This is a genomic window from Tsukamurella sp. M9C (genome assembly GCF_020169415.1).
GTDB lineage: Bacteria > Actinomycetota > Actinomycetes > Mycobacteriales > Mycobacteriaceae > Tsukamurella.
The window spans coordinates 38,239-56,070 of sequence record NZ_JAIULG010000022.1; the positions used below are offsets into that span (position 1 = coordinate 38,239).

The 17,832-nt window shown below is 72.7% G+C and carries 23 protein-coding genes; 11 read left to right on the plus strand and 12 right to left on the minus strand.

Going from position 1 to position 17,832, the window contains the following annotated elements:
• Positions 1 to 2: 2 nt before the first annotated feature.
• Positions 3 to 1,250, minus strand: coding sequence for an inorganic phosphate transporter (locus LB823_RS12520; protein WP_224647579.1), 1,248 nt, complete (start codon positions 1,248 to 1,250; stop codon positions 3 to 5).
• 207 nt (positions 1,251 to 1,457) lie between these two features.
• On the opposite strand from LB823_RS12520, the gene LB823_RS12525 reads away from it, so the two are divergent.
• The gene (locus LB823_RS12525; RefSeq protein ID WP_224647580.1) at positions 1,458 to 2,597 is read left to right on the plus strand and encodes a BTAD domain-containing putative transcriptional regulator; all 1,140 of its coding nucleotides are present in this window, start codon (positions 1,458 to 1,460) and stop codon (positions 2,595 to 2,597) included.
• 138 nt (positions 2,598 to 2,735) lie between these two features.
• On the plus strand, positions 2,736 to 3,080 hold the full coding sequence (locus LB823_RS12530; RefSeq protein WP_224647581.1) for a VOC family protein: 345 nt from the start codon (positions 2,736 to 2,738) through the stop codon (positions 3,078 to 3,080).
• 10 nt (positions 3,081 to 3,090) lie between these two features.
• Here the strand turns inward: LB823_RS12530 and LB823_RS12535 are convergent, their stop codons facing one another.
• The 5 genes from LB823_RS12535 to LB823_RS12555 all read right to left on the minus strand — a co-directional run bounded on the left by LB823_RS12535 (position 3,091) and on the right by LB823_RS12555 (position 5,981).
• On the minus strand, positions 3,091 to 3,552 hold the full coding sequence (locus LB823_RS12535; protein WP_224647582.1) for a hypothetical protein: 462 nt from the start codon (positions 3,550 to 3,552) through the stop codon (positions 3,091 to 3,093).
• Positions 3,553 to 3,592: 40 nt separating this feature from the next.
• Complete coding sequence (locus LB823_RS12540; RefSeq protein ID WP_224647583.1) at positions 3,593 to 4,036, minus strand: hypothetical protein; 444 nt, start codon at positions 4,034 to 4,036, stop codon at positions 3,593 to 3,595.
• A gap of 111 nt (positions 4,037 to 4,147) precedes the next feature.
• Positions 4,148 to 4,597: an SRPBCC family protein gene (locus LB823_RS12545; protein ID WP_224647584.1), complete on the minus strand. Its 450-nt coding sequence runs from the start codon at positions 4,595 to 4,597 to the stop codon at positions 4,148 to 4,150.
• A gap of 31 nt (positions 4,598 to 4,628) precedes the next feature.
• Entirely contained in the window at positions 4,629 to 5,048 is a 420-nt protein-coding gene (locus LB823_RS12550) for an HIT family protein (RefSeq protein WP_224647585.1), read from the minus strand.
• 6 nt (positions 5,049 to 5,054) lie between these two features.
• Positions 5,055 to 5,981, minus strand: a complete 927-nt coding sequence (locus LB823_RS12555) for a 1,4-dihydroxy-2-naphthoyl-CoA synthase (protein WP_224647586.1) — start codon at positions 5,979 to 5,981, stop codon at positions 5,055 to 5,057.
• A gap of 24 nt (positions 5,982 to 6,005) precedes the next feature.
• On the opposite strand from LB823_RS12555, the gene LB823_RS12560 reads away from it, so the two are divergent.
• Positions 6,006 to 6,980, plus strand: coding sequence for an o-succinylbenzoate synthase (locus LB823_RS12560; RefSeq protein WP_224647587.1), 975 nt, complete (start codon positions 6,006 to 6,008; stop codon positions 6,978 to 6,980).
• Positions 6,981 to 7,070: 90 nt separating this feature from the next.
• On the opposite strand, the gene LB823_RS12565 is transcribed toward LB823_RS12560, so the two are convergent.
• On the minus strand, positions 7,071 to 7,535 hold the full coding sequence (locus LB823_RS12565; protein WP_224647588.1) for a hypothetical protein: 465 nt from the start codon (positions 7,533 to 7,535) through the stop codon (positions 7,071 to 7,073).
• Between the two features lie 97 nt (positions 7,536 to 7,632).
• Here LB823_RS12565 and LB823_RS12570 point away from each other — a divergent pair, with 97 nt between their 5' ends.
• A complete protein-coding gene (locus LB823_RS12570; protein WP_224647589.1) occupies positions 7,633 to 8,109 on the plus strand; it encodes a hypothetical protein in 477 nt (158 codons plus the stop codon).
• 10 nt (positions 8,110 to 8,119) lie between these two features.
• Here LB823_RS12570 and LB823_RS12575 read toward each other — a convergent pair whose 3' ends face one another.
• A complete protein-coding gene (locus LB823_RS12575) occupies positions 8,120 to 8,779 on the minus strand; it encodes a TetR/AcrR family transcriptional regulator (protein ID WP_224647590.1) in 660 nt (219 codons plus the stop codon).
• A 108-nt stretch (positions 8,780 to 8,887) separates the two neighbouring features.
• Here LB823_RS12575 and LB823_RS12580 point away from each other — a divergent pair, with 108 nt between their 5' ends.
• Positions 8,888 to 10,318, plus strand: coding sequence for an amidase (locus tag LB823_RS12580; protein ID WP_224647591.1), 1,431 nt, complete (start codon positions 8,888 to 8,890; stop codon positions 10,316 to 10,318).
• A 7-nt stretch (positions 10,319 to 10,325) separates the two neighbouring features.
• Here the strand turns inward: LB823_RS12580 and LB823_RS12585 are convergent, their stop codons facing one another.
• Both LB823_RS12585 and LB823_RS12590 read right to left on the minus strand, forming a co-directional pair.
• Complete coding sequence (locus LB823_RS12585) at positions 10,326 to 10,493, minus strand: hypothetical protein (protein ID WP_224647592.1); 168 nt, start codon at positions 10,491 to 10,493, stop codon at positions 10,326 to 10,328.
• Positions 10,494 to 10,503: 10 nt separating this feature from the next.
• Complete coding sequence (locus tag LB823_RS12590) at positions 10,504 to 10,872, minus strand: carboxymuconolactone decarboxylase family protein (RefSeq protein WP_224647593.1); 369 nt, start codon at positions 10,870 to 10,872, stop codon at positions 10,504 to 10,506.
• A 126-nt stretch (positions 10,873 to 10,998) separates the two neighbouring features.
• Here LB823_RS12590 and LB823_RS12595 point away from each other — a divergent pair, with 126 nt between their 5' ends.
• Both LB823_RS12595 and LB823_RS12600 read left to right on the plus strand, forming a co-directional pair.
• A complete protein-coding gene (locus LB823_RS12595; RefSeq protein WP_224647594.1) occupies positions 10,999 to 11,391 on the plus strand; it encodes a DUF302 domain-containing protein in 393 nt (130 codons plus the stop codon).
• On the plus strand, positions 11,388 to 11,648 hold the full coding sequence (locus LB823_RS12600) for a metal-sensitive transcriptional regulator (RefSeq protein WP_224647595.1): 261 nt from the start codon (positions 11,388 to 11,390) through the stop codon (positions 11,646 to 11,648). The genes LB823_RS12595 and LB823_RS12600 overlap by 4 nt, the downstream gene beginning before the upstream one ends.
• A gap of 4 nt (positions 11,649 to 11,652) precedes the next feature.
• Here LB823_RS12600 and LB823_RS12605 read toward each other — a convergent pair whose 3' ends face one another.
• On the minus strand, positions 11,653 to 12,918 hold the full coding sequence (locus LB823_RS12605; protein ID WP_224647596.1) for a trans-acting enoyl reductase family protein: 1,266 nt from the start codon (positions 12,916 to 12,918) through the stop codon (positions 11,653 to 11,655).
• Positions 12,915 to 14,000, minus strand: coding sequence for an AbrB family transcriptional regulator (locus LB823_RS12610; RefSeq protein ID WP_224647597.1), 1,086 nt, complete (start codon positions 13,998 to 14,000; stop codon positions 12,915 to 12,917). The genes LB823_RS12605 and LB823_RS12610 overlap by 4 nt, the downstream gene beginning before the upstream one ends.
• Positions 14,001 to 14,074: 74 nt before the next feature.
• Between LB823_RS12610 and LB823_RS12615 the strand changes: the two genes are divergently transcribed.
• Genes LB823_RS12615 through LB823_RS12630 form a run of 4 tightly spaced genes read left to right on the plus strand, consistent with a single transcriptional unit; the run spans position 14,075 to position 17,822 of the window.
• Positions 14,075 to 14,488 carry a MarR family transcriptional regulator gene (locus LB823_RS12615; protein WP_224647598.1) on the plus strand — a complete coding sequence of 138 codons (414 nt, stop codon included), beginning with the start codon at positions 14,075 to 14,077 and terminating at the stop codon, positions 14,486 to 14,488.
• A gap of 21 nt (positions 14,489 to 14,509) precedes the next feature.
• On the plus strand, positions 14,510 to 16,180 hold the full coding sequence (gene menD / locus LB823_RS12620) for a 2-succinyl-5-enolpyruvyl-6-hydroxy-3-cyclohexene-1-carboxylic-acid synthase (protein WP_224647599.1): 1,671 nt from the start codon (positions 14,510 to 14,512) through the stop codon (positions 16,178 to 16,180).
• The gene (locus LB823_RS12625) at positions 16,177 to 16,629 is read left to right on the plus strand and encodes a DUF3592 domain-containing protein (protein ID WP_224647600.1); all 453 of its coding nucleotides are present in this window, start codon (positions 16,177 to 16,179) and stop codon (positions 16,627 to 16,629) included. Before menD ends, LB823_RS12625 begins: the two co-directional genes overlap by 4 nt.
• Before the next feature lie 38 nt (positions 16,630 to 16,667).
• Positions 16,668 to 17,822, plus strand: a complete 1,155-nt coding sequence (locus LB823_RS12630; protein WP_224647601.1) for a glycosyltransferase family 1 protein — start codon at positions 16,668 to 16,670, stop codon at positions 17,820 to 17,822.
• Positions 17,823 to 17,832: the final 10 nt, after the last annotated feature.

Here is a 17,832-nt window from a genome sequence, read left to right on the forward strand (position 1 = left end):
CCTTAGACCTTGGCCTCGGTGGGCGCGACCGCGTTGGTCTCGTCGTCCCACTCGGCGTTGACGTTGTTGGAGTCGACCTTCTGCTGCTGGGCGCGCCAGTACATGTAGCCCGACAGCGCACACAGGATGGCGAAGGCGACGATCGGACCGGCCAGGGTCGGGATCTTCGCGGCCACGAAGTACATCACCGCGCCGACCAGGGCGGCCGCGGGCAGCGTGATCACCCAGGCGGCGACCATGCGGAGCGCGACGTTCCAGCGGACCGTCGCGCCCGGCTTGCCGACGCCCGAGCCGAGGATCGAGCCGGTGGCGACGTGCGTCGTCGAGAGGGCGAAGCCGAGGTGGCTCGACACGAGGATGATCGTGGCCGACGAGGCCTCGGCCGCCATGCCCTGCGGGGAGCTGATCTCGATCAGGCCCTTGCCCAGGGTGCGGATGATGCGCCAGCCGCCGAGGAAGGTGCCCAGGGCGATCGCGGCGGCGGCGGAGAACTTCACCCACAGCGGGACGCCGTGCGTGTCGTCCCAGAACAGGAGGCTGTCGCTGCTGCCGGGGTTGCCCTGGCTGTAGCCGATGAGCGCGAGGGTGATGACGCCCATGGTCTTCTGCGCGTCGTTGGTGCCGTGCGCCAGCGAGACGAGCGAGGCGGTGCCGATCTGGCCCCAGCGGAAGCCCTCCTCGGTGAACCGCTCCGCGACGCCGGCGACGATCTTGAACACCAGGTACGTGCCGACCGCGGCGACGACGCCCGCGACGACCGGGGCGAACAGAGCGGGGAGGACGACCTTGCCGATGACGCCGTCGAGCTTGGCGGTGCCGTTCCAGACGACGCCGCTGACGCCGAGGGCGGCGATCGCGGCGCCGATCATGCCGCCGAACAGCGCGTGCGAGCTGGAGCTGGGCAGGCCGAGCAGCCAGGTCAGCAGGTTCCAGATGATGCCGCCGATGAGGCCGGCGAGCACGATGATCAGCAGCGCGCGGCCGCCGTTCTCGATGAGCTCGGGCTTCGGCGAGCCGTCCTTGTTCTGGATCTTGATCACCGCGTTGGTCACGGTGAGAGCGACCTCGACGGACAGGAAGGCGCCCACCAGGTTGAGGATCGCCGAGAGGCTGACGGCCGTCTTCGGCTTCAGGGCGCCGGTCGCGATGGAGGTGGCCATCGCATTTCCCGTGTCATGGAAGCCGTTGGTGAAGTCGAAGGCGAGGGCCGTCACGATCACCAACAGCAGGATGATGAGTTCGCTGTTCATGGTGAAAATAGTGAGGCCGAGGGGCCCGTTCCACCAAACGGGTGAGACGGGCTCGACATCCTTCTGACCTGCAGGTTCGTGTTCGTCCGGCGAGCGTTCACCAGATGTTCATTCAGCGCGCTCTCAGAATCCCCTGGTCATGTCCGTTTTGCGCGGATCTTGCGGTCTACCGCGGGACGATTGACGGGCCGTGACTACTATTTGCGCATGGCGTCTTTGGATATCCGCGTGTTGGGCCAGGTGTCGCTCTCCGTGGACGGCGCGCCGAACGAGGTGTCGGGCGTGAAGCCGCGCTCGGTGCTCGCGCTGCTCGTGATGAACCGCGGTCGCGCCGTCACCGTCGACTCCCTGAGCGAGCAGGTGTGGGACGGCAACCCGCCCGCCTCGGCACGCGCCAGCCTGCAGGTGTTCGTCAGCGGGCTGCGCAAGGCGCTGCGCGGTCCGGGCGCCGGTTCGGGCCTCGACGGCCTGCTGGTCACCTCGGGCTCGACCTACCGCCTCGACCTGGACCCGGAGCAGTCCGACATCGGCCGGTTCGACTCGGCCCGCCGCCGCGGCGCCGAGCTGGCCGCCGCCGGCCGGTACGACCGGGCCTCGCTGGCCTTCGCCTCCGCGCTCTCGGAGTTCCGCGGCGACGCGGTCGCCGACCTGCGGGGCCTGCAGTTCGCGGACAACTTCGCCATCGGCATGGCGGAGGAGCGCGCCGCCGTGCAGTCCGCGATGTACGACGCGGAGATCGCCGCGGGCCGCGCCGCGTCGGTCATCGGCGAGCTGCGCCGCCTCGTCTCCGAGCACCCGCTGCAGGAGCCGCTGTGGGGGCAGCTCATCACCGCGCTGTACGTCACCGGTCGCCAGGCCGACGCCCTCGAGGCCGCGCGCGACCTGCGCCGCACCCTCGCCGACGAGCTGGGCGCCGATCCGACGCCGGCCCTCGTCGAGCTGGAGGGCAAGGTGCTGCGGCAGGAGCAGCTGGCCTTCACCGTCGCGCGGCCCGCCGCGCAGCCGGGGGACGGGCGGGCCTTCGAGAAGACCGAGACCGACGTGACCATCGACGGTGCCGGCCCCCGCGGCACGCTCACCGCCGAGGACGGGACCGAGTACCCGGTGCGCGGCGAGGTCCGCCTCGGCCGCCTCCCCGACAACGACATCAGCATCGACGACACCAAGGTCTCGCGCGAGCACGCCGTGATCACCGGCTCCGTCAGCGGGTTCGCCGTCCGCGACCTGCAGTCCTCCAACGGCACCTATGTTGGGGAGCGTCGCGTCGCCGGCCAGCTCCCCCTGTCCGACGGTGACGAGCTCACCCTGGGCAGGACGACCTACGTCTTCCGCGTGATCGAGGAGTAATCGAGGAGTAGCAGGGCGATCCGCGCGCTATGCAATCGTGACCGTCTTGGCCAAAACGGACATTCGGTGGGACTCTGCGGTGGCGCGACGGCGTGTCGTCGCAGAGATGCACCGAAGGTTCGGCGCTACCGTGGGCGGATGATCAACGGGGCGCACATCATCCACTACTCCGGCGACGCGGACGCCGACCGCGCCTTCCTGCGCGACGTCCTCGGCGTCGAGGGGGTCGACGCCGGCCAGGGCTGGCTGATCCTGCCGTTGCCCGCGTCGGAGGTCGCCGTCCATCCCACGGACGGACCGCCGAAGCAGGAGCTGTACCTGATGTGCGACGACGTCGAGGCGGAGGTGGCGGCGCTGCAGGCCAGGGGCGTCGAGACCGCGCCGATCACCGACCAGGGGTGGGGCCTGCTCACGTCGCTGACGCTCCCCGGCGGTGGTGCGATCGGGCTGTACCAGCCGCGGCACCAGCGCGCCCACGGCTGACTCTCTTCCGCTAGGAGGCGTCGATCGCCGCGACGGTCGAGGCGAGGACGCGCCACCGTCGATGACGGTGCCGGAACATCGCGCGCACGAACAGGCCTGTGAGCAGACCCTGAACGCCGTCCTCGATCTCGATCGCGTCGGTGTAGCGGCACCGGCCAGGCCCGAGCGGATCGAAGGTCAGGCGGTGGTTCCACACGCGGATCGGTCCGCCGCGCTCGTTGGTGTAGATCTCGAGCTCGTCGAGCCGCCGCACGATGATCTCGTGCGTCCAACTGGGGAGGACGCCCAGCCAGTGCACCCGGCCGCGCGCGGAGAAGCCCACCTCCACCGGGACGCCCGCGGGCGGGGCCCCGGCCATATCGAAGGACAACACGGGCGCGAGGACGAAGAGCATCACCTCGGGCGTCGCGGCCATCGTCCGGGCGCGGGCGGCCGACAGCGGTAGCTCGGTGCTAATGGAAATGATTCCCATAATTCCGAAGCTACCCGGTGCGGGCGCGTGCGGGAAGGGGTCAGGCGGAGTAGCGCCCGATCGCCTTGCCGACGGTGCCCGGCCCACCGACGGTGAAGGTGACCTTCTTCTCGCCGATCAGCGTGGTGAAGGACCCGTCGGGCCGCGCCTTGACCTCGCCGCCGTAGCGCTTGCCGTCGTTCCACCAGCTCAGGGTGCGCGTCGCGATCTGCGCGCGGGTGCCGGGGTTGTCGACGCACGGCGCGGCGGGGCCGCCGAGCGCGCCCTTGATGCAGTCGGGGCGCACGGTGATCCAGCCCTTCGCGTCGACGGTCCCGGTGTAGTGCACGGTGGGGAAGGGCATCGGATCAGCGAAGCCGGGCGTGGTGACCCAACCGTCGAACCGGACGACGGTGTCGGCGTGCGCGGCGGCGGGCAGTGCTCCCAGTGCGAGTGCGGCGCAGGCGCCGGCGGCCAGGGCGATGCGGGTGGTGCGTGCGGTCATGTGATCTGTGCTCCTCGATGTCGAAGGTGCGTCGTCTCTGACACCGGGACTATCGCGAGGGCCGATCGATTTCGTTACCCAAGGCACTTAAAACGGCGATGTCGGGCAGCGTCAGGCGCGCGGATCGTCGTCGACGAGGAGCCGGCTCAAGAGGTCGAGGTCCTTCGTCATCGCGGACCGCATCGCGCGCGCCATGACGGGAGCGGCGACCCGCGCGAAACCGCTGGGGGTGCCGCGGTTCCGCAGCCGCATGAGCGTGCCGCCCGGCACCGTCTCCCACGTGTACGTGGTCTCCATGGGGAAGGGACCGTCGGCGGTGCGCATCACCATCCGCTCGCCCGCGACGAGCTCCGTCACCTCGTAGGTGTAGGCCAGCGGCCGCCCCAGGAACCGCGCCTCGAAGTCCATCCGCGACCCGAGCCCAACCGGGGGCTCCGTCCGCCAGTCGACGGACCGGATGTTCGCGTACCACTGCGGGGCGTTCGACGGGTCGCCCGCGAACCCCGCGACCCGCTCGCGCGCAACGGGAATCACGCGCTCGACCACCACGTCCACGTCCATGCGAGAACGATACGCGGGCGCGCCTGCGGTGTCAGTCCGGCAGGGCTTCGCGCAGGAGGACGGCGGCACCGTCGGACGTGCGCGGCTTGCGCCGGAGGAAGCGCCCGAGCACGGCGCGCTTGTCGCCCGCGAACCGCGGGATCACGTGCAGGTGTACGTGATCGACGGTCTGGAAGGCGGCGCGGCCGTCGTTGACGACGAGGTTCACCCCGTCGGCCCGGAGCCCGCCGTCGCGCGCGGCCCGGGCCAGACGGTGCCCGAGCGCGAACATCCGCGCGCCGTCGTCGGCGGGTAGGTCGGCGAGGCGCGCCGCGTGCCGCTTCGGGACCACGAGCGTGTGCCCCTCGCTCATCGGGCGGACGTCGAGGAAGGCGATCACCTCGTCCGTCTCGGCGACGACCGCCGCGGGCGCCTCACCCGCGACGATCGCGCAGAACACGCACTGCGCCACCGGGACTCAGTAGTAGTAGGGGAAGGGGGACCAGTCGGGGGCGCGCTTCTCCAGGAAGGAATCGCGGCCCTCGACGGCCTCGTCGGTCATGTACGCCAGGCGCGTCGCCTCGCCGGCGAACAGCTGCTGCCCGACCAGCCCGTCGTCGGGGAGGTTGAAGGCGTACTTGAGCATCCGCTGCGCCTGCGGGCTCTTACCGAGGATCTTCGCGGACCACTCGAGCGCGACGTTCTCGAGCTCGTCGTGGTCGACGACGCGGTTCACGGCGCCCATGCGGTGCATGTCCTCGGCGCTGTAGACGTCGCCCAGGAAGAAGATCTCGCGCGCAAACTTGTTGCCCACCTGCTTGGCGAGGTAGGCGCTGCCGTAGCCGGCGTCGAAGCTGCCCACGTCGGCGTCGGTCTGCTTGAACTTGGCGTGCTCGCGGCTCGCGAGCGTGAGGTCGCAGGTGACGTGCAGCGAGTGCCCGCCGCCCGCGGCCCAGCCGTTGACCAGCGCGATCACGACCTTCGGCATGAACCGGATGAGGCGCTGCACCTCGAGGATGTGCAGGCGGCCGCCCTCGGCCTTCACCCGGGCCTCGTCGACACCGTCGGCGGTCGCGGCCTCGACGTCGGAGTCGTGGCTGGTGGCGTACTGGTAGCCGGAGCGCCCACGGATGCGCTGATCCCCGCCCGAGCAGAACGACCACACGCCGTCCTTCGGCGCCGGGCCGTTGCCGGTGAGCAGCACTGCGCCCACGTCCGGGGTGCACCGTGCGTGGTCCAGCGCGCGGTACAGCTCGTCGACGGTGTGCGGGCGGAAGGCGTTGCGCACCTCCGGCCGGTCGAAGGCCACGCGGACGGTGCCCTGCGTGATGTGCCGGTGGTACGTGATGTCGGTCAGGTCCTCGAATCCGGGGACCGGCTGCCACAGCTCGGGGTTGAAAGTCACGCAGCCGACTCTACTGTTGGGGTCGTGGTGGACGTCGACGAACTGGTGGCCGCGGCGCGCGTGGTGCGCCTGCCGATGCGGGTGCGCTTCCGCGGGATCACGGCCCGCGAGGCCGTCGTCTTCGAGGGGCCGGCCGGCTGGGGCGAGTTCGGCCCCTTCCCCGAGTACGACGATGCCGAGGCCGCGCTCTGGCTGCGGGCCGGGATCGAGGCGGCGTACGAGGGCTTCCCGGCGCCCCTGCGCGACGCGGTGCCGGTGAACGCGACGGTGCCCGCCGTCGGGCCGAGCCGGGTCCCCGAGATCCTGGCGCGGTTCCCCGGCTGCCGGGTCGCGAAGGTGAAGGTCGCCGAGACGGGGCAGACGCTCGCGCAGGACCTGGCCCGGGTGGCGGCCGTGCGGGAGGCGATGCCCGACGGGGCGATCCGCGTCGACGCGAACGGCGGCTGGACCGTGGATCAGGCCGAGCGCGCGATCGCCCGGCTGCTCGAGGGCGGCCCGCTCGACTACGCCGAACAGCCCTGCGCCACCGTCGAGGATCTGGCCGAGGTGCGCCGCCGGCTGGGCGGCGCCTGCGACATCGCCGCCGACGAATCCATCCGCCGCGCCGACGATCCGATGCGCGTCGCGGAGCTCGGCGCGGCCGATGTCGCGGTGGTGAAGGTGGCGCCGCTGGGTGGGGTTAGGTCCGTGCTGGACGTGGCCGCCGCACTGAAAGCGGCTGCGGGCGTGCGGGTGACGGTCTCCTCCGCGCTCGACACCGCCGTCGGGCTGTCCGCCGGAATAGCGGCTGCGGCGTGCGTCCCCGACGGTAACGCCGCGGGCCTCGGCACCGGTGGCTTCTTCACCGCCGACCTCGGCGAGCATCCGCTCGTCGACGGGGCGTTGCGGGTGCGGACCGTCGCGCCGACCGAGGCGCAGCTGGCGGCGGTCGAGGTGACGGGGGAGCGCCGGGACTGGTGGCTCGATCGTCTCCGACGGTGCCACGCGCTCGCCGCGTAGCTCACGATGTCGGGTTCTGGTGCGGTAGAGGTGCGCCTGCGCACGTCCGTTGCCGCAGAAGTCGGCATCGTGAGGCGCCGGCCCTGCGGGCTACTTCCAGGGGGCGTAGGCCCAGCCCAGCAGCCTGGAGTTGGGTGCGATGTCGGGCTCCGGGATGATCTGGATCTGCGAGCCGTCGCCCCAGCCGTTGGACAGCCCCTGGACGCCGCCGCTGAGATACGTGCCGTTCCCGAGCGAGATGTCCACGTGGTAGCCGTAGTCGCTCTGCGAGAAGACGAGCGCGCCGCGCGGCGCGGGCAGTGAGGAGTGGCCGAGGCCCTTGGCCTTCAGTCCCTCGTAGAAGGAGCGGGCGTGGTCGCGCGGGATGCCGGTGGCGGTGGTCTTGCCGTAGGCGAAGTCGACGAAGTCCTCGCAGCCGTACACGCCGAAGGTGTCGGTGCCCACCAGCGTCATCCCGCGCGCGATCGCGGCCTCGACGTCGGCTGCCTGCGCCGGCGGCGCGCCCACCAGCGCGAGCAGCAGCGCGGACAGGGCGGCCACCAGTGTGCGTCTCATCGTTTCTTTGTAGTCCTACGCATGCCGCTACCGGGGGATTTCGCGGCGGGAGTCCGCTGCGGGTTTCCTGTCGGTGCTGGGCGCTAGGGTGCGGGGCATGGAGAACCTGATGACGGAGCTCGGCGCCGCGATGACGGGGGAGCCCGCCGAGCGGAAGCAGAAGCTCGAGGCCACGTGGGCGCGGATCGCGCCGGGTGATCATCCGGCGCGGTGCATCGCCGCGCACTACATCGCGGACGTGCAGGAGGAGCTGGACGCCGAGGTGGAGTGGGACGAGGTCGCGCTCGCGGAGTCGGCGCACGTCTCGGACGCGGAGCTGCAGGCCATCCACCCGTCGCTGAGCGTCGCCGGGTTCATGCCGTCGCTGCATCTCAATCTGGCCGAGGGGTACCGCCGCCAGGGCCGCTTCACCGACGCGGCGGATCGGCTGCAGACCAGTCGGGAGTTCGACTTCGCTCTGGACTCCGCGATTGACCCCGCCTACGCCAGCGGGATCCGCGAGGCGCAGGAGCGGATGGCCGCCCGCATCGCCGCGGGCGACAGCTCGGGCACGCTCGCGCCCGAGCCCAGCTAGCCCGAGCCTTCTAGCCCGAGTCCGGCCGGCCCGGGGCCGGCGAGTCGGCGCGGTCGCGCAGCGCGCGGGCGGCGTCCTCGTGGCCCTTCTCGAACAGCGCGCCGATCAGCATCGTGCGCAGCGCGCGCATTTTGACGGCGATGTCGGCGGCCTCGGGCAGCGCGGAGTCGAGCACCGTGAAGCCGTTGATGAGCGCGACCACACCTCGCGCGGTCTCCGGATCGATCTCGGCGCCGGCGAGCGCGGCCGCGCCCTGCGCCACCGCGTCGGCGGCGCGCAGGTACTCCTCGACCAGCACGCGCGAGGCCGGGTCGCGCGCCGCGCGCAGGTACGCCTCGACGAGCGCGAGGGACTCGTTGCCGCGCGCCTCGGACGACGCGGCGAACGCCGCGATCACCTCGTCGGGGCTCGCGGAGGTGTTCGCGAGGAACGCCGCCAGGACGTCGAGCCGCTCGAACTCCTCCGCCACGAACGTGCGCATCGCCTCGTGGGTGAGGTCGTCGATCGACGCGAAGAAGTAGCCGATCGTCGTGGTGGGCAGGCCCGCGCGGGCGGTCACGGCGCGGTGGGTCACCGAGGCGTACCCGGATTCGCCGACCGTCTCGACCGTCGCCTCGAGGAGCGCGCGCCTGCGTTCGAGCGTGCTCCGCCGGTGTTTGCGCTCCTCCACGCCCCGCAGTCTAGGCCGCGAGCGAAGTCTGTACAAAGTTCCAGACTCGGGCTATCGTCCATTTCTGTAAGTTTGTACAAACTCGGCGTGCGCGCCGGAGGAGCAGCCATGACCACGGAGATCACTCAGGCCGGCACGCGGGCGAACGCCTTCACCGACGACGCCCTCGGCACCCTCGACGCCACCGGCGTGGCCGAGGCGATCGCCGCCGGCACGCTCGGCGTCGCCGAGGCCGCGACGGCCGCGACGGAGCGGATCCGCACCGTCGACCCTGCGACGCGGGCGGTGCGCTGGTGGCTGCCGGAGGGCGGCACGGGGCCGCAGGCCCCGGCGGACGCGGCGTTCCACGGCGTCCCGTCGGCCATCAAGGAGAACACCGCCTTCGCGGGCCTGCCCACCACGATGGGCTCGGCGGCCCTGTCCGTGACGCCCGCGAAGCGCTCCGGGCCGGTGGGCGAGCAGTTCGCCGCGACCGGCGTGAACGTGCTGGCCTCGACGGTGATGCCGGAGTTCGGCATGACCGCGAGTGCCGAGTTCGCCGACCGCGCGCCCGCCCGCAACCCCTGGAACACCGACTACACCGTGGGCGGCTCGTCGTCGGGCTCCGCGGCGCTCGTGGCCTCCGGCGCGCTGCCGATCGCGCACGGGAACGACGGCGGCGGGTCGATCCGGATCCCCGCGGCGCTCAACGGCCTCGTCGGGCTCAAGGGCACGCGCGGCCGGCTCGCCGAGCTGCCCGCGCTCGCGGTGCTGCCGGTGAACGTGGTGTGCGAGGGCGTGCTCACGCGCACCGTCCGCGATACCGCGCGGTACTTCGCCGCGGCCGAGCGGCACCGTCGGAATCCCGCGCTGTCGCCCGTCGGGCACGTGCGCGGGCCCGGCCGGCGGCGGCGGATCGGGCTGGTCACCGAGTCGGTCACCGAATTCGGCATCGCCGCCGAGTGCCTCGCGCCGGTCCGGACCCTGGCCGACGAGCTGACGGATCAGGGGCACGAGATCATCGAGCTGAGCATGACCGACCTACGGATCGACGGCGGATTCGTCGACGACTTCCTGCACTACTGGGGGCTCCTAGCCGGGCTCGAGGTCGCGGTCACCGGGGCGGTCACGCCGGGTCGGTTCGGCGCACTCGATCCCGTGACCCGCAGCCTGCTGCGGTCGGGGCTGTTCGGCGCACCGTCGATCCCGGGGGCGATCGCGCGGCTGCGCGCCGTGACCGGGAACTACGAGCGAATGTTCGTCGAGCGCGGCGTGGACGCGATGCTCTCGCCGACGATGACGAGCACCACCCCGCGGATCGGCCACCTCGACCCGGCGCTGCCCTTCGACGAGTTCATGTCCCGCACCATCGCGATGGTGGGCATCACGCCGCTGAACAACGTCTCGGGCGGTCCGGCGATCTCCGTGCCGTGCGGGTTCGACGACGCCGGGCTCCCGCTGGGTGCCCAGTTCGCGGGTCCTGCGGGGATGGAGGCGACGCTGCTCGAGCTCGCCTACGAGGTGGAGGAGCTGCGCCCCTTCGCGCGCATCGACGGGTAGTGATCGGCTAGCGGCGGAACCAGCCGCGCTTGGCGGGCTGCTCGGCGCCCGACGGGGCCGCGTGACCGTCGCACCAGTCCTCGGGGCGGACGGTGGCGCGGACGGCGTCGACGTGGGAGCCGCAGCCGGTCCAGGTGGTCTTGCCGCACACGCGGCAGGTGATCGCACTGCACATGGGCCGGACCTTACGCGTTCGCGCCGGCGACGAAGCCGCGGAAGGTCTCGAAGGCCCGCGCGCCGTGGATCGTCGCGGGGCCGCCGTGCATGAGGAAGGTGACGCCGATGGCCTCCGCCGCCTCCTGCTCGGCGGCGCCCGCGCGCGCCGCGGCCTGACCGTGCGAGGCGATGCAGCCGTCGCAGCCCTCGACCACGCCGATGGCGAAGGCGATGAGCTCCTTGGTCTTCCTGTCGAGCGCGCCGTCGGCGAAGGCGGCGCTGCTCAGGGCGCCGAAACCGGCGTAGACGTCCGGGATCGCGCGGCGCAGGTCGCGGTGCTGCGGTTGGAGTGCGCGCAGCGTCGCGGCGCCGTCGGTGGGGTGGTCGTGGGTGCTCATCGTCGTCCTTCCGGTAACCCCCTGGGGGGATGTACGTCACGAACCTAGCATCCCCCCGGGGGGATGTGCCACGATGGGTGGGACGGCGACTTCGACGGTCGCGTCGGCGACGGAAGGAACGGACCCATGGCGGAATTCACGATGAGCGCAGCGATCGACGCGCCCTACGACGAGGCGGTGGCGCGCGTGCGCGAGGGCCTCGCGGCGGCCGGTTTCGGCGTGCTGACGGAGATCGACCTGCGGGCAACGCTCAAGGCGAAGCTCGACGTCGACGTGCCGCCGAAGGTGATCCTCGGCGCCTGCCGGCCGCAGCTGGCGCACGAGGCGCTCGACATCGATCCGCGCGTGGCCGCGTTGCTGCCGTGCAACGTCGTGGTGTCGGCGGACGGCGCGGGCGCGCTCGTCGAGGTGATGGACCCGAACGTGATGCCCGAATTCACCGGCACTGCAGCGCTGTCCGGCGTCGCCGCGGACGCGCGGGAGCGACTGGCGGGCATGCTCGACGGGCTGCGCGCATGAAGCTCCCGGAGGAGGGCACGAAGCCCATCGTCACCCGCCTCAAGCGGGCCCACGGCCACCTCGCGACCGTGATCCGCATGCTCGAGGAGGGGGAAGAGTGCGAGGACGTGCTCACCCAGCTCGCCGCCGTGAACAAGGCGCTCGGCCGCAGCGGCTACGCCCTCGTCGCCACCGGCCTGCAGCACTGCATCGCCACCGAGGGCCCGGAGAACGTCGACCAGAAGAAGTTGGAGAAGCTCTTCCTCGCGCTGGCCTGAAAGGCTAGGTCAGCTCCTCGACGGTGACGGTGAAGTCCTGCGCGCGCAGGCGATCCGCGAGCACGTCGCCGAGTGCGACGGCGGGGGTGAGGACGCCGGCTCGGTCGGGGAGCGTCGCGCCGCCGCGGGCGGTGTCGCCGTCGAGCGCCAGCGCCAGGCTGGACTCGCCGAGCATGACGGCGGTGCCGCTGTAGCCGGGGTCGAGCTTCGCGCCGATGGTCGACCGGTAGCGGCGGCCGCTCGTCGTGCGGGTGTAGACGTCGGCGATGAACGAGCCCTTGGCCTGCGAGGACTCGCTCGGGCCCTCGCCGGGCGAGGGGAGGATCTTGTCGAGCACGGGGCGCAGCGGCTTGATCGCGAGCGCCGCCATGCCCACGGCGAGCGCGCCCTGCACGAGGTGCGATCCGACCTTGGAGACCAGCGCCGGGCCGGGCACGGCCATCGTCTCCCGGTACGTGAAGTCGGGGCCGTAGGCGAAGTCGAGCAGGCCGTTGGAGCGGCGCACGACGCGAGTGTTGTAGCTGGCCATGAAGAACGGCGCGAGCGACCCGGACAGCGACGGGTCGACGGTCTTGGCGTCGACGACGGACAGGTCGCCGGGCTGCTTCGGGGTCTCGCGGGTGTGGTCGACGCTCAGCGAGTGCGGGCGGCCGGCGACGCGGCGGGCGTCCCGGTCGGCGCTCACCTCGTCGGCGAGGCCGATCGCGGAGGCGATGGTGCCGCCGCTCGCGCCGCCGCGGATCGAGCGGATCACCAGCGTCGTGGAGCCGAGTGTGCCGGCACCGTCGGCCCGGGCCTTCTCGTAGACGAGGAACGTGCCGAGGTCCGACGGGATGGAATCGAAACCGCAGGAGTGCACGATCTTCGTGCCGTTCGCGGCGGCCTGCTCCTGGAACTTGTCGATCGAGCGGCGCGCGAAGAGCACCTCGCCGGTGAGGTCGGTGTAGTGCGTGCCGGCGTTGACGCAGGCGCCGACGACCGTCTCGCCGTACAGGGCGTAGGGGCCGACGGTGCTGCACAGGACCGTCGTGCGGGCGACCATCGCGTCGAGGGTGGAGGGCTTGTCGACGTCGGCGACGACGATGCCCCAGTCCTTCGCCCGCTCGCCCAGCTCGGCGCGGACCTTCTCCAGCTTGGCCTGTGTGCGGCCGGCGAGCGCGATCCGCACCCCGTCGGGCGCGTGCTTGGCGAGGTGGCGCGCCGTCAGCACGCCGACGAAGCCGGTCGCGCCGAAGACGATGAGGTCGAATTCCCTGGTACCCGCAGTCATGCCGCGATGTTAGCAGTGTTCGCACGGTCGTGCTCGCGCCTCGCGCGCCACCTCTGGAAGGCGCGGGCCGCGGCGGGCGCGAGGAAGAGCATCAGCAGGACGCGGATGAGCTGCGCGGCGACGACGAAGGTGATGTCGACGTTCGACGAGGCGGCCACGGCGAGCACCGCGTAGATGCCGCCCGGCGTGGTCGCGAGGTAGCCGTCGAGTGCGGAGACGCCGGTCATCGCGGACAACGCGAAGCCCAGCCCCGCGCAGCCGATCCCGACGCCGACGATGAGCAGCACGGCCCAGGGCAGCAGCCGCGCCATCGACCGCAGCGACTCGCGGGTGAAGCCCACGCCCGCCTGCCAGCCGATCACGAGGTAGCCCGCGGCGACCAGGACCCACGGCACCGTCGCGCCCGCGGCGACGCCCGACAGCGACAGTGCGGCGGAGGCCACGAGCGGGCCGAGGAGGCCGCCCGCGGGCAGCCTCGTGGCCAGCCCGACGGCGAGGCCGCCGCCGACGCACACTGCGGTGAAGCCGAGGTCGAACCACCAGGCGCGCTCCGGGCCCGAGGCGACCGACGAGGAACCCGGCGTGTGCGGATACAGCGCCGCGACCAGCGGCAGCGAGACCGTCACCAGGCCGACGCGCAGGTACTGGACGACCGCGACCACCTTCTCGTCGCCGCCGAGCTCGCGCGCGATCGCGACCAGCCCCGACGCGCCGCCCGCCACCAGCGCGAGCGAGCCGGTGATCGAGTCCGTGTCGCGGTGCCGGCCCAGGAGCGCGCCCGCGCCGACGGACAGCAGCAGCGTCGCGAAGCCGACGAGCAACGCCGCCGGCCACCGCGACCCCAGCGCCGCGACCGTGTGGGCCTGCATGAGCGTGCCGATGTACGCGCCGAGGACGCCCTGCGCGCCGAGCTGCACCGGCCGCGGAATCGGGCCCGGCGCGCGGCCCGCGAGTGCCGCGACCACCGCGCACACGAGCGCGGCGAACAGGGGCGCGCTCGGCACGCCGGCCGCGATCAGCGCGGCGGAGAGGGCGCAGGAGGCGACGGTCAGGCCCGTCCATCTCGTCAGCTCGCTTCGCATGACGACAAGTATCTGCTTGCAGAAGACGTCGTGCAACTCGCGAAATGCGCAAAAGTATGAAGTAAACTCTTGCTATGTCCGATGTCAGCGAGCTCCGCTACGGCGTGCACTCCCTCAGTCGCGAGATCCGTGCCCATCGCCGGCCCGGCCCGCTCACCGAGACCCAGTACCTGATCCTCGGCAGCCTCGACCGCGGCGGACCGGCCACGCCGGCCGAGCTCGGCGAGGCGCACCACGTCCGCGCGCAGACCCTCACCCCCGCGCTCAACGCCCTCGCCGACGCCGGGCTGGTGTGCCGGCGCCGGGACGAGGCGGACCGTCGGCGGCAGTACGTCGAGCTGACCGACGCGGGCCGCGCCGTGATCGAGGAGGACCGGGCGATCCGCAACGCCTGGCTCGCGTCGGCGATGGCGGAACGGCTCACCGACCTCGAACGGGACCTCCTGCTCCTGGCCGGTCCGGTCCTGGCGAAGCTGGCCGACGGGTGATGCGGTCGTAAGGTGGTCCGCATGCAGAAGCCGCCGAACCCGTCCACGCTCCAGGCGCGCGTGATCGTGGACGAGCTGGTCCGCGGCGGCGTCACCGACGTGGTGCTGTGCCCCGGCTCGCGCAACGCGCCGCTCGCCTTCGCCGTCCACGCGGCGGACGCGCGCGGTGAGCTGCGGCTGCACGTGCGCATCGACGAACGCACCGCGGGCTTCCTCGCCGTCGGCCTCGCCGCGGCCGCCCGCCGCCCCGTCGCGATCATCATGACCTCCGGCACCGCCGTCGCGAACCTCGCGCCCGCCGTCTACGAGGCCAACTACGCCCGCGTCCCGCTGCTGGTCGTCAGCGCGAACCGGCCCTACGAGCTGCTCGGCTCCGGCGCCAACCAGACCGTCGAGCAGTTCGGCATCTTCGGCACCCAGGTCCGCGCGTCGCTGTCCCTCGGCCTCGCCGAGCCCGGCCTCGACCGCAACTCCCAGTGGCGCAGCGCCGTCTGCCGCGCGCTGTCGGCCGCCCGCGGCGCCCGCACCGGCAACGCCGGACCCGTCCAGTTCGACATCCCGCTGCGCGAGCCGCTCGTGCCCGACGACCCGTCGCCCGAGTTCGCGCACGGCCGGCCCGACGGCGGGCCGTGGACCGTCGCGCCCGTCGCCACCCTCGACGTACCGCTGCCGATCGACCTGACCCCCGACACCGTCGTCATCTCCGGGCACGGGGCTGGCGAGAACCCCGCGCTCGCCGGACTGCCCACCGTCGCCGAGCCGACGGCCCCGCACCCCGAGAACGCGCTGCACCCCTGGGCTCTCCCGGCCCTCAAGCCGCGGCAGGCCATCATCTGCGGCCGCCCGACCCTGCACCGCGAGGTGAGCGCCCTGCTCGCCGATCCGGAGGTCACCGTCTACGCCGTGACGACGGGGCCGCGCTGGCCCGACGTCTCCGGCAACGTCGCCGCCACGGGAACGCGGGTGCTGCCCGTCGGCGAGCCCGACGGGGCCTGGCTGCAGCGCTGCGCCGACGCCGACGCCGCCGCGCGGGAGGCCGTGGCCGAGGGACTCGACGCCGAGCCCGTCACCGGCCTGCACGTGGCCCGCGCCGTCTGCGCGGCCCTGCGCACCGGCGACCAGCTGGTGGTCGGGGCGTCCAACCCGGTTCGCGACGTCGCCCTCGCCGGCGACGTCCCGTCCGGCGTCCGCGTGCTGTCCAACCGCGGCGTCGCGGGCATCGACGGCACCGTCAGCACCGCCGTCGGCGCCGCGCTCGCCCACCCGGACCGGCGCACCGTCGCGCTGATGGGCGACCTGACCTTCGTGCACGACGCCTCCGGCCTGCTCATCGGCCCCGAGGAGCCGCGGCCGGCCAACCTCACCATCGTCGTCGCCAACGACAACGGGGGCGGCATCTTCAACCTGCTGGAGCAGGGGGAGGAGCGGTACTCCGGGGCGGAGTACGACGGTGCCGCCGCCCGCGTCTTCGGCACCCCGCACGGCACCGACATCGGCTCCCTCTGCGCCGCCTACGGCGTCGAGTACGTGCGCGCCGAACTGGACGACCTCGCCGCCGCGACCCGCGCCGACGGCCTGCGCGTGGTCGAGGTGCGCACCGAGCGCACCGGCCTGCGCGCGCTGCACGCCGGGATGCGGGCGCGGATCAGCGCAGCGGCGTCGAGCGGCCCGGCCGCGGGGGAGGGCGCGTGAGCCGCACCGCGCTGCGGCGCGTGCAGATCGTCCTGCTGAGCGCGGCGATCCTCATCACCGGGCTCTGCGTGGTGCTGGTCGCGGCCGCCTGGCGCGACGACCGCACCATCGACGCCGACCGCGGCACCGCGACCGCCGAGGTGCTCTCCGCCGGGCCCCGTCGCTCGACGATCAGCTTCTACACGACCGACGGCGTCAACCACAATCCTCCGCTCGGCGTTCTCTACCCCAGCGAGCTCAACGTCGGCGACCGCATCCAGGTCGAGTACAGCCGCTCCGATCCGGAGCTGGTCCGCGTGGCCGGACGGTCCGCGGCCGTCGCGGTGCTGCCCGCCGCGTCCGTCGCCGCGGGGACGTGGCTGGTGGTGGGGGCGATCATGCTGCTCATCGCCGCCGGCTATCACCGGGGTGAGAGTTCACCTGACGTTCCGCGCACCGTCGACCGGTAGGGAACCTCACGGTCACCGCCCCGGGCGACACTGCTGACGTGCGTATCGCGATCGTGGCCGAGTCCTTCCTGCCGAACGTCAACGGAGTCACCAACTCGGTGCTCCGCGTCCTCGAGCACTGCCGCCGCACGGGCGCCGAGGCGATCGTCATCGCGCCCGATGCCGTCGCGGGCGAGGAGCCGGCGCCGACGCAGCACCTCGGGTTCCCCGTGTACCGGGTGCCGGCGCGGATGCTGCCGAAGATCTCGTCGCTGCCGATCGGGCAGCCGAACATGCTGATCGTCGACGTGCTGCGCGACTTCCGCCCCGACGTGGTGCACCTCGCCTCGCCCTACTTCCTGGGCGCGGGCGGCCTCGCCGCGGCGAAGCGGCTCGGCATCCCCGTGGTCGCGATCTTCCAGACCGACGTCGCCGGGTTCGCCGGTTCCTACGGGCTCGGCCCGCTGGAGCGCGCCGCCTGGTGGTGGACCCGGCAGATGCACAAGCAGTGCGACCTGACCCTCGCCCCGTCGTCGGCGTCCGTCGCCGACCTCGAGGCGCACCGCATCCCGCGGGTCAAGACCTGGGCGCGCGGCGTCGACGCGGAGCGCTTCGCCCCGTCGCACCGCTCCGCCGCGCTGCGCGCCGATTGGCTGGGGGACCGCCCCGACCGGCTGGTGGTCGGCTTCGTCGGGCGGCTCGCCGCGGAGAAGCACGTCGAGCGGCTCGCCGGGCTCGCGCACCGCGACGACGTGCAGCTCGTCATCGTCGGCGACGGCCCGGAGCGCGCCCGACTGGAGAAGCTCCTACCGCACGCGGTCTTCACCGGGCAGCTCGGCGGAGAGGACCTCGGCGCCGCGTACGCCTCGCTCGACGTCTTCGTGCACGCCGGCGAGCACGAGACCTTCTGCCAGGCCGTGCAGGAGGCGCTCGCGTCGGGCGTCCCGTCGATCGCGCCCGACCAGGGCGGGCCGCGCGACCTCGTCGCGCACTGCCGCAACGGCTACCTGCTGCCGACCGCGGAGTTCGCCGATCTGCTGCCCGGCGTCATCGACACCCTGGCCGATCCCGCGCTCCGCGCCCGGTTCGGGGAGGCCGCCCGGAAGTCCGTTCTGGCCCGTACCTGGCCGGCCCTCTGCGACCAGCTGTTCGGGCACTACGAGAGCGTGATCGCCGGACCTGCGGCGGGCCGCTCGGTCCGCGCCGTCGTGTAGCTTTCGGGGC

Bases quoted from the DNA above. Each gene is read 5' to 3' on its own strand.
- LB823_RS12590 (WP_224647593.1), bottom strand. From the start codon at position 10,872: ATGAGCACCCACGACCACCCCACCGACGGCGCCGCGACGCTGCGCGCA.
- LB823_RS12615 (WP_224647598.1), top strand. From the start codon at position 14,075: ATGTCCGATGTCAGCGAGCTCCGCTACGGCGTGCACTCCCTCAGTCGC.
- LB823_RS12585 (WP_224647592.1), bottom strand. From the start codon at position 10,493: ATGTGCAGTGCGATCACCTGCCGCGTGTGCGGCAAGACCACCTGGACC.
- LB823_RS12535 (WP_224647582.1), bottom strand. From the start codon at position 3,552: ATGGGAATCATTTCCATTAGCACCGAGCTACCGCTGTCGGCCGCCCGC.
- LB823_RS12530 (WP_224647581.1), top strand. From the start codon at position 2,736: ATGATCAACGGGGCGCACATCATCCACTACTCCGGCGACGCGGACGCC.
- LB823_RS12565 (WP_224647588.1), bottom strand. From the start codon at position 7,535: ATGAGACGCACACTGGTGGCCGCCCTGTCCGCGCTGCTGCTCGCGCTG.
- LB823_RS12600 (WP_224647595.1), top strand. From the start codon at position 11,388: ATGAAGCTCCCGGAGGAGGGCACGAAGCCCATCGTCACCCGCCTCAAG.
- LB823_RS12610 (WP_224647597.1), bottom strand. From the start codon at position 14,000: ATGCGAAGCGAGCTGACGAGATGGACGGGCCTGACCGTCGCCTCCTGC.
- LB823_RS12545 (WP_224647584.1), bottom strand. From the start codon at position 4,597: ATGGACGTGGACGTGGTGGTCGAGCGCGTGATTCCCGTTGCGCGCGAG.
- LB823_RS12540 (WP_224647583.1), bottom strand. From the start codon at position 4,036: ATGACCGCACGCACCACCCGCATCGCCCTGGCCGCCGGCGCCTGCGCC.
- LB823_RS12595 (WP_224647594.1), top strand. From the start codon at position 10,999: ATGGCGGAATTCACGATGAGCGCAGCGATCGACGCGCCCTACGACGAG.
- LB823_RS12580 (WP_224647591.1), top strand. From the start codon at position 8,888: ATGACCACGGAGATCACTCAGGCCGGCACGCGGGCGAACGCCTTCACC.
- LB823_RS12525 (WP_224647580.1), top strand. From the start codon at position 1,458: ATGGCGTCTTTGGATATCCGCGTGTTGGGCCAGGTGTCGCTCTCCGTG.
- LB823_RS12570 (WP_224647589.1), top strand. From the start codon at position 7,633: ATGGAGAACCTGATGACGGAGCTCGGCGCCGCGATGACGGGGGAGCCC.
- LB823_RS12520 (WP_224647579.1), bottom strand. From the start codon at position 1,250: ATGAACAGCGAACTCATCATCCTGCTGTTGGTGATCGTGACGGCCCTC.
- LB823_RS12605 (WP_224647596.1), bottom strand. From the start codon at position 12,918: ATGACTGCGGGTACCAGGGAATTCGACCTCATCGTCTTCGGCGCGACC.
- menD (WP_224647599.1), top strand. From the start codon at position 14,510: ATGCAGAAGCCGCCGAACCCGTCCACGCTCCAGGCGCGCGTGATCGTG.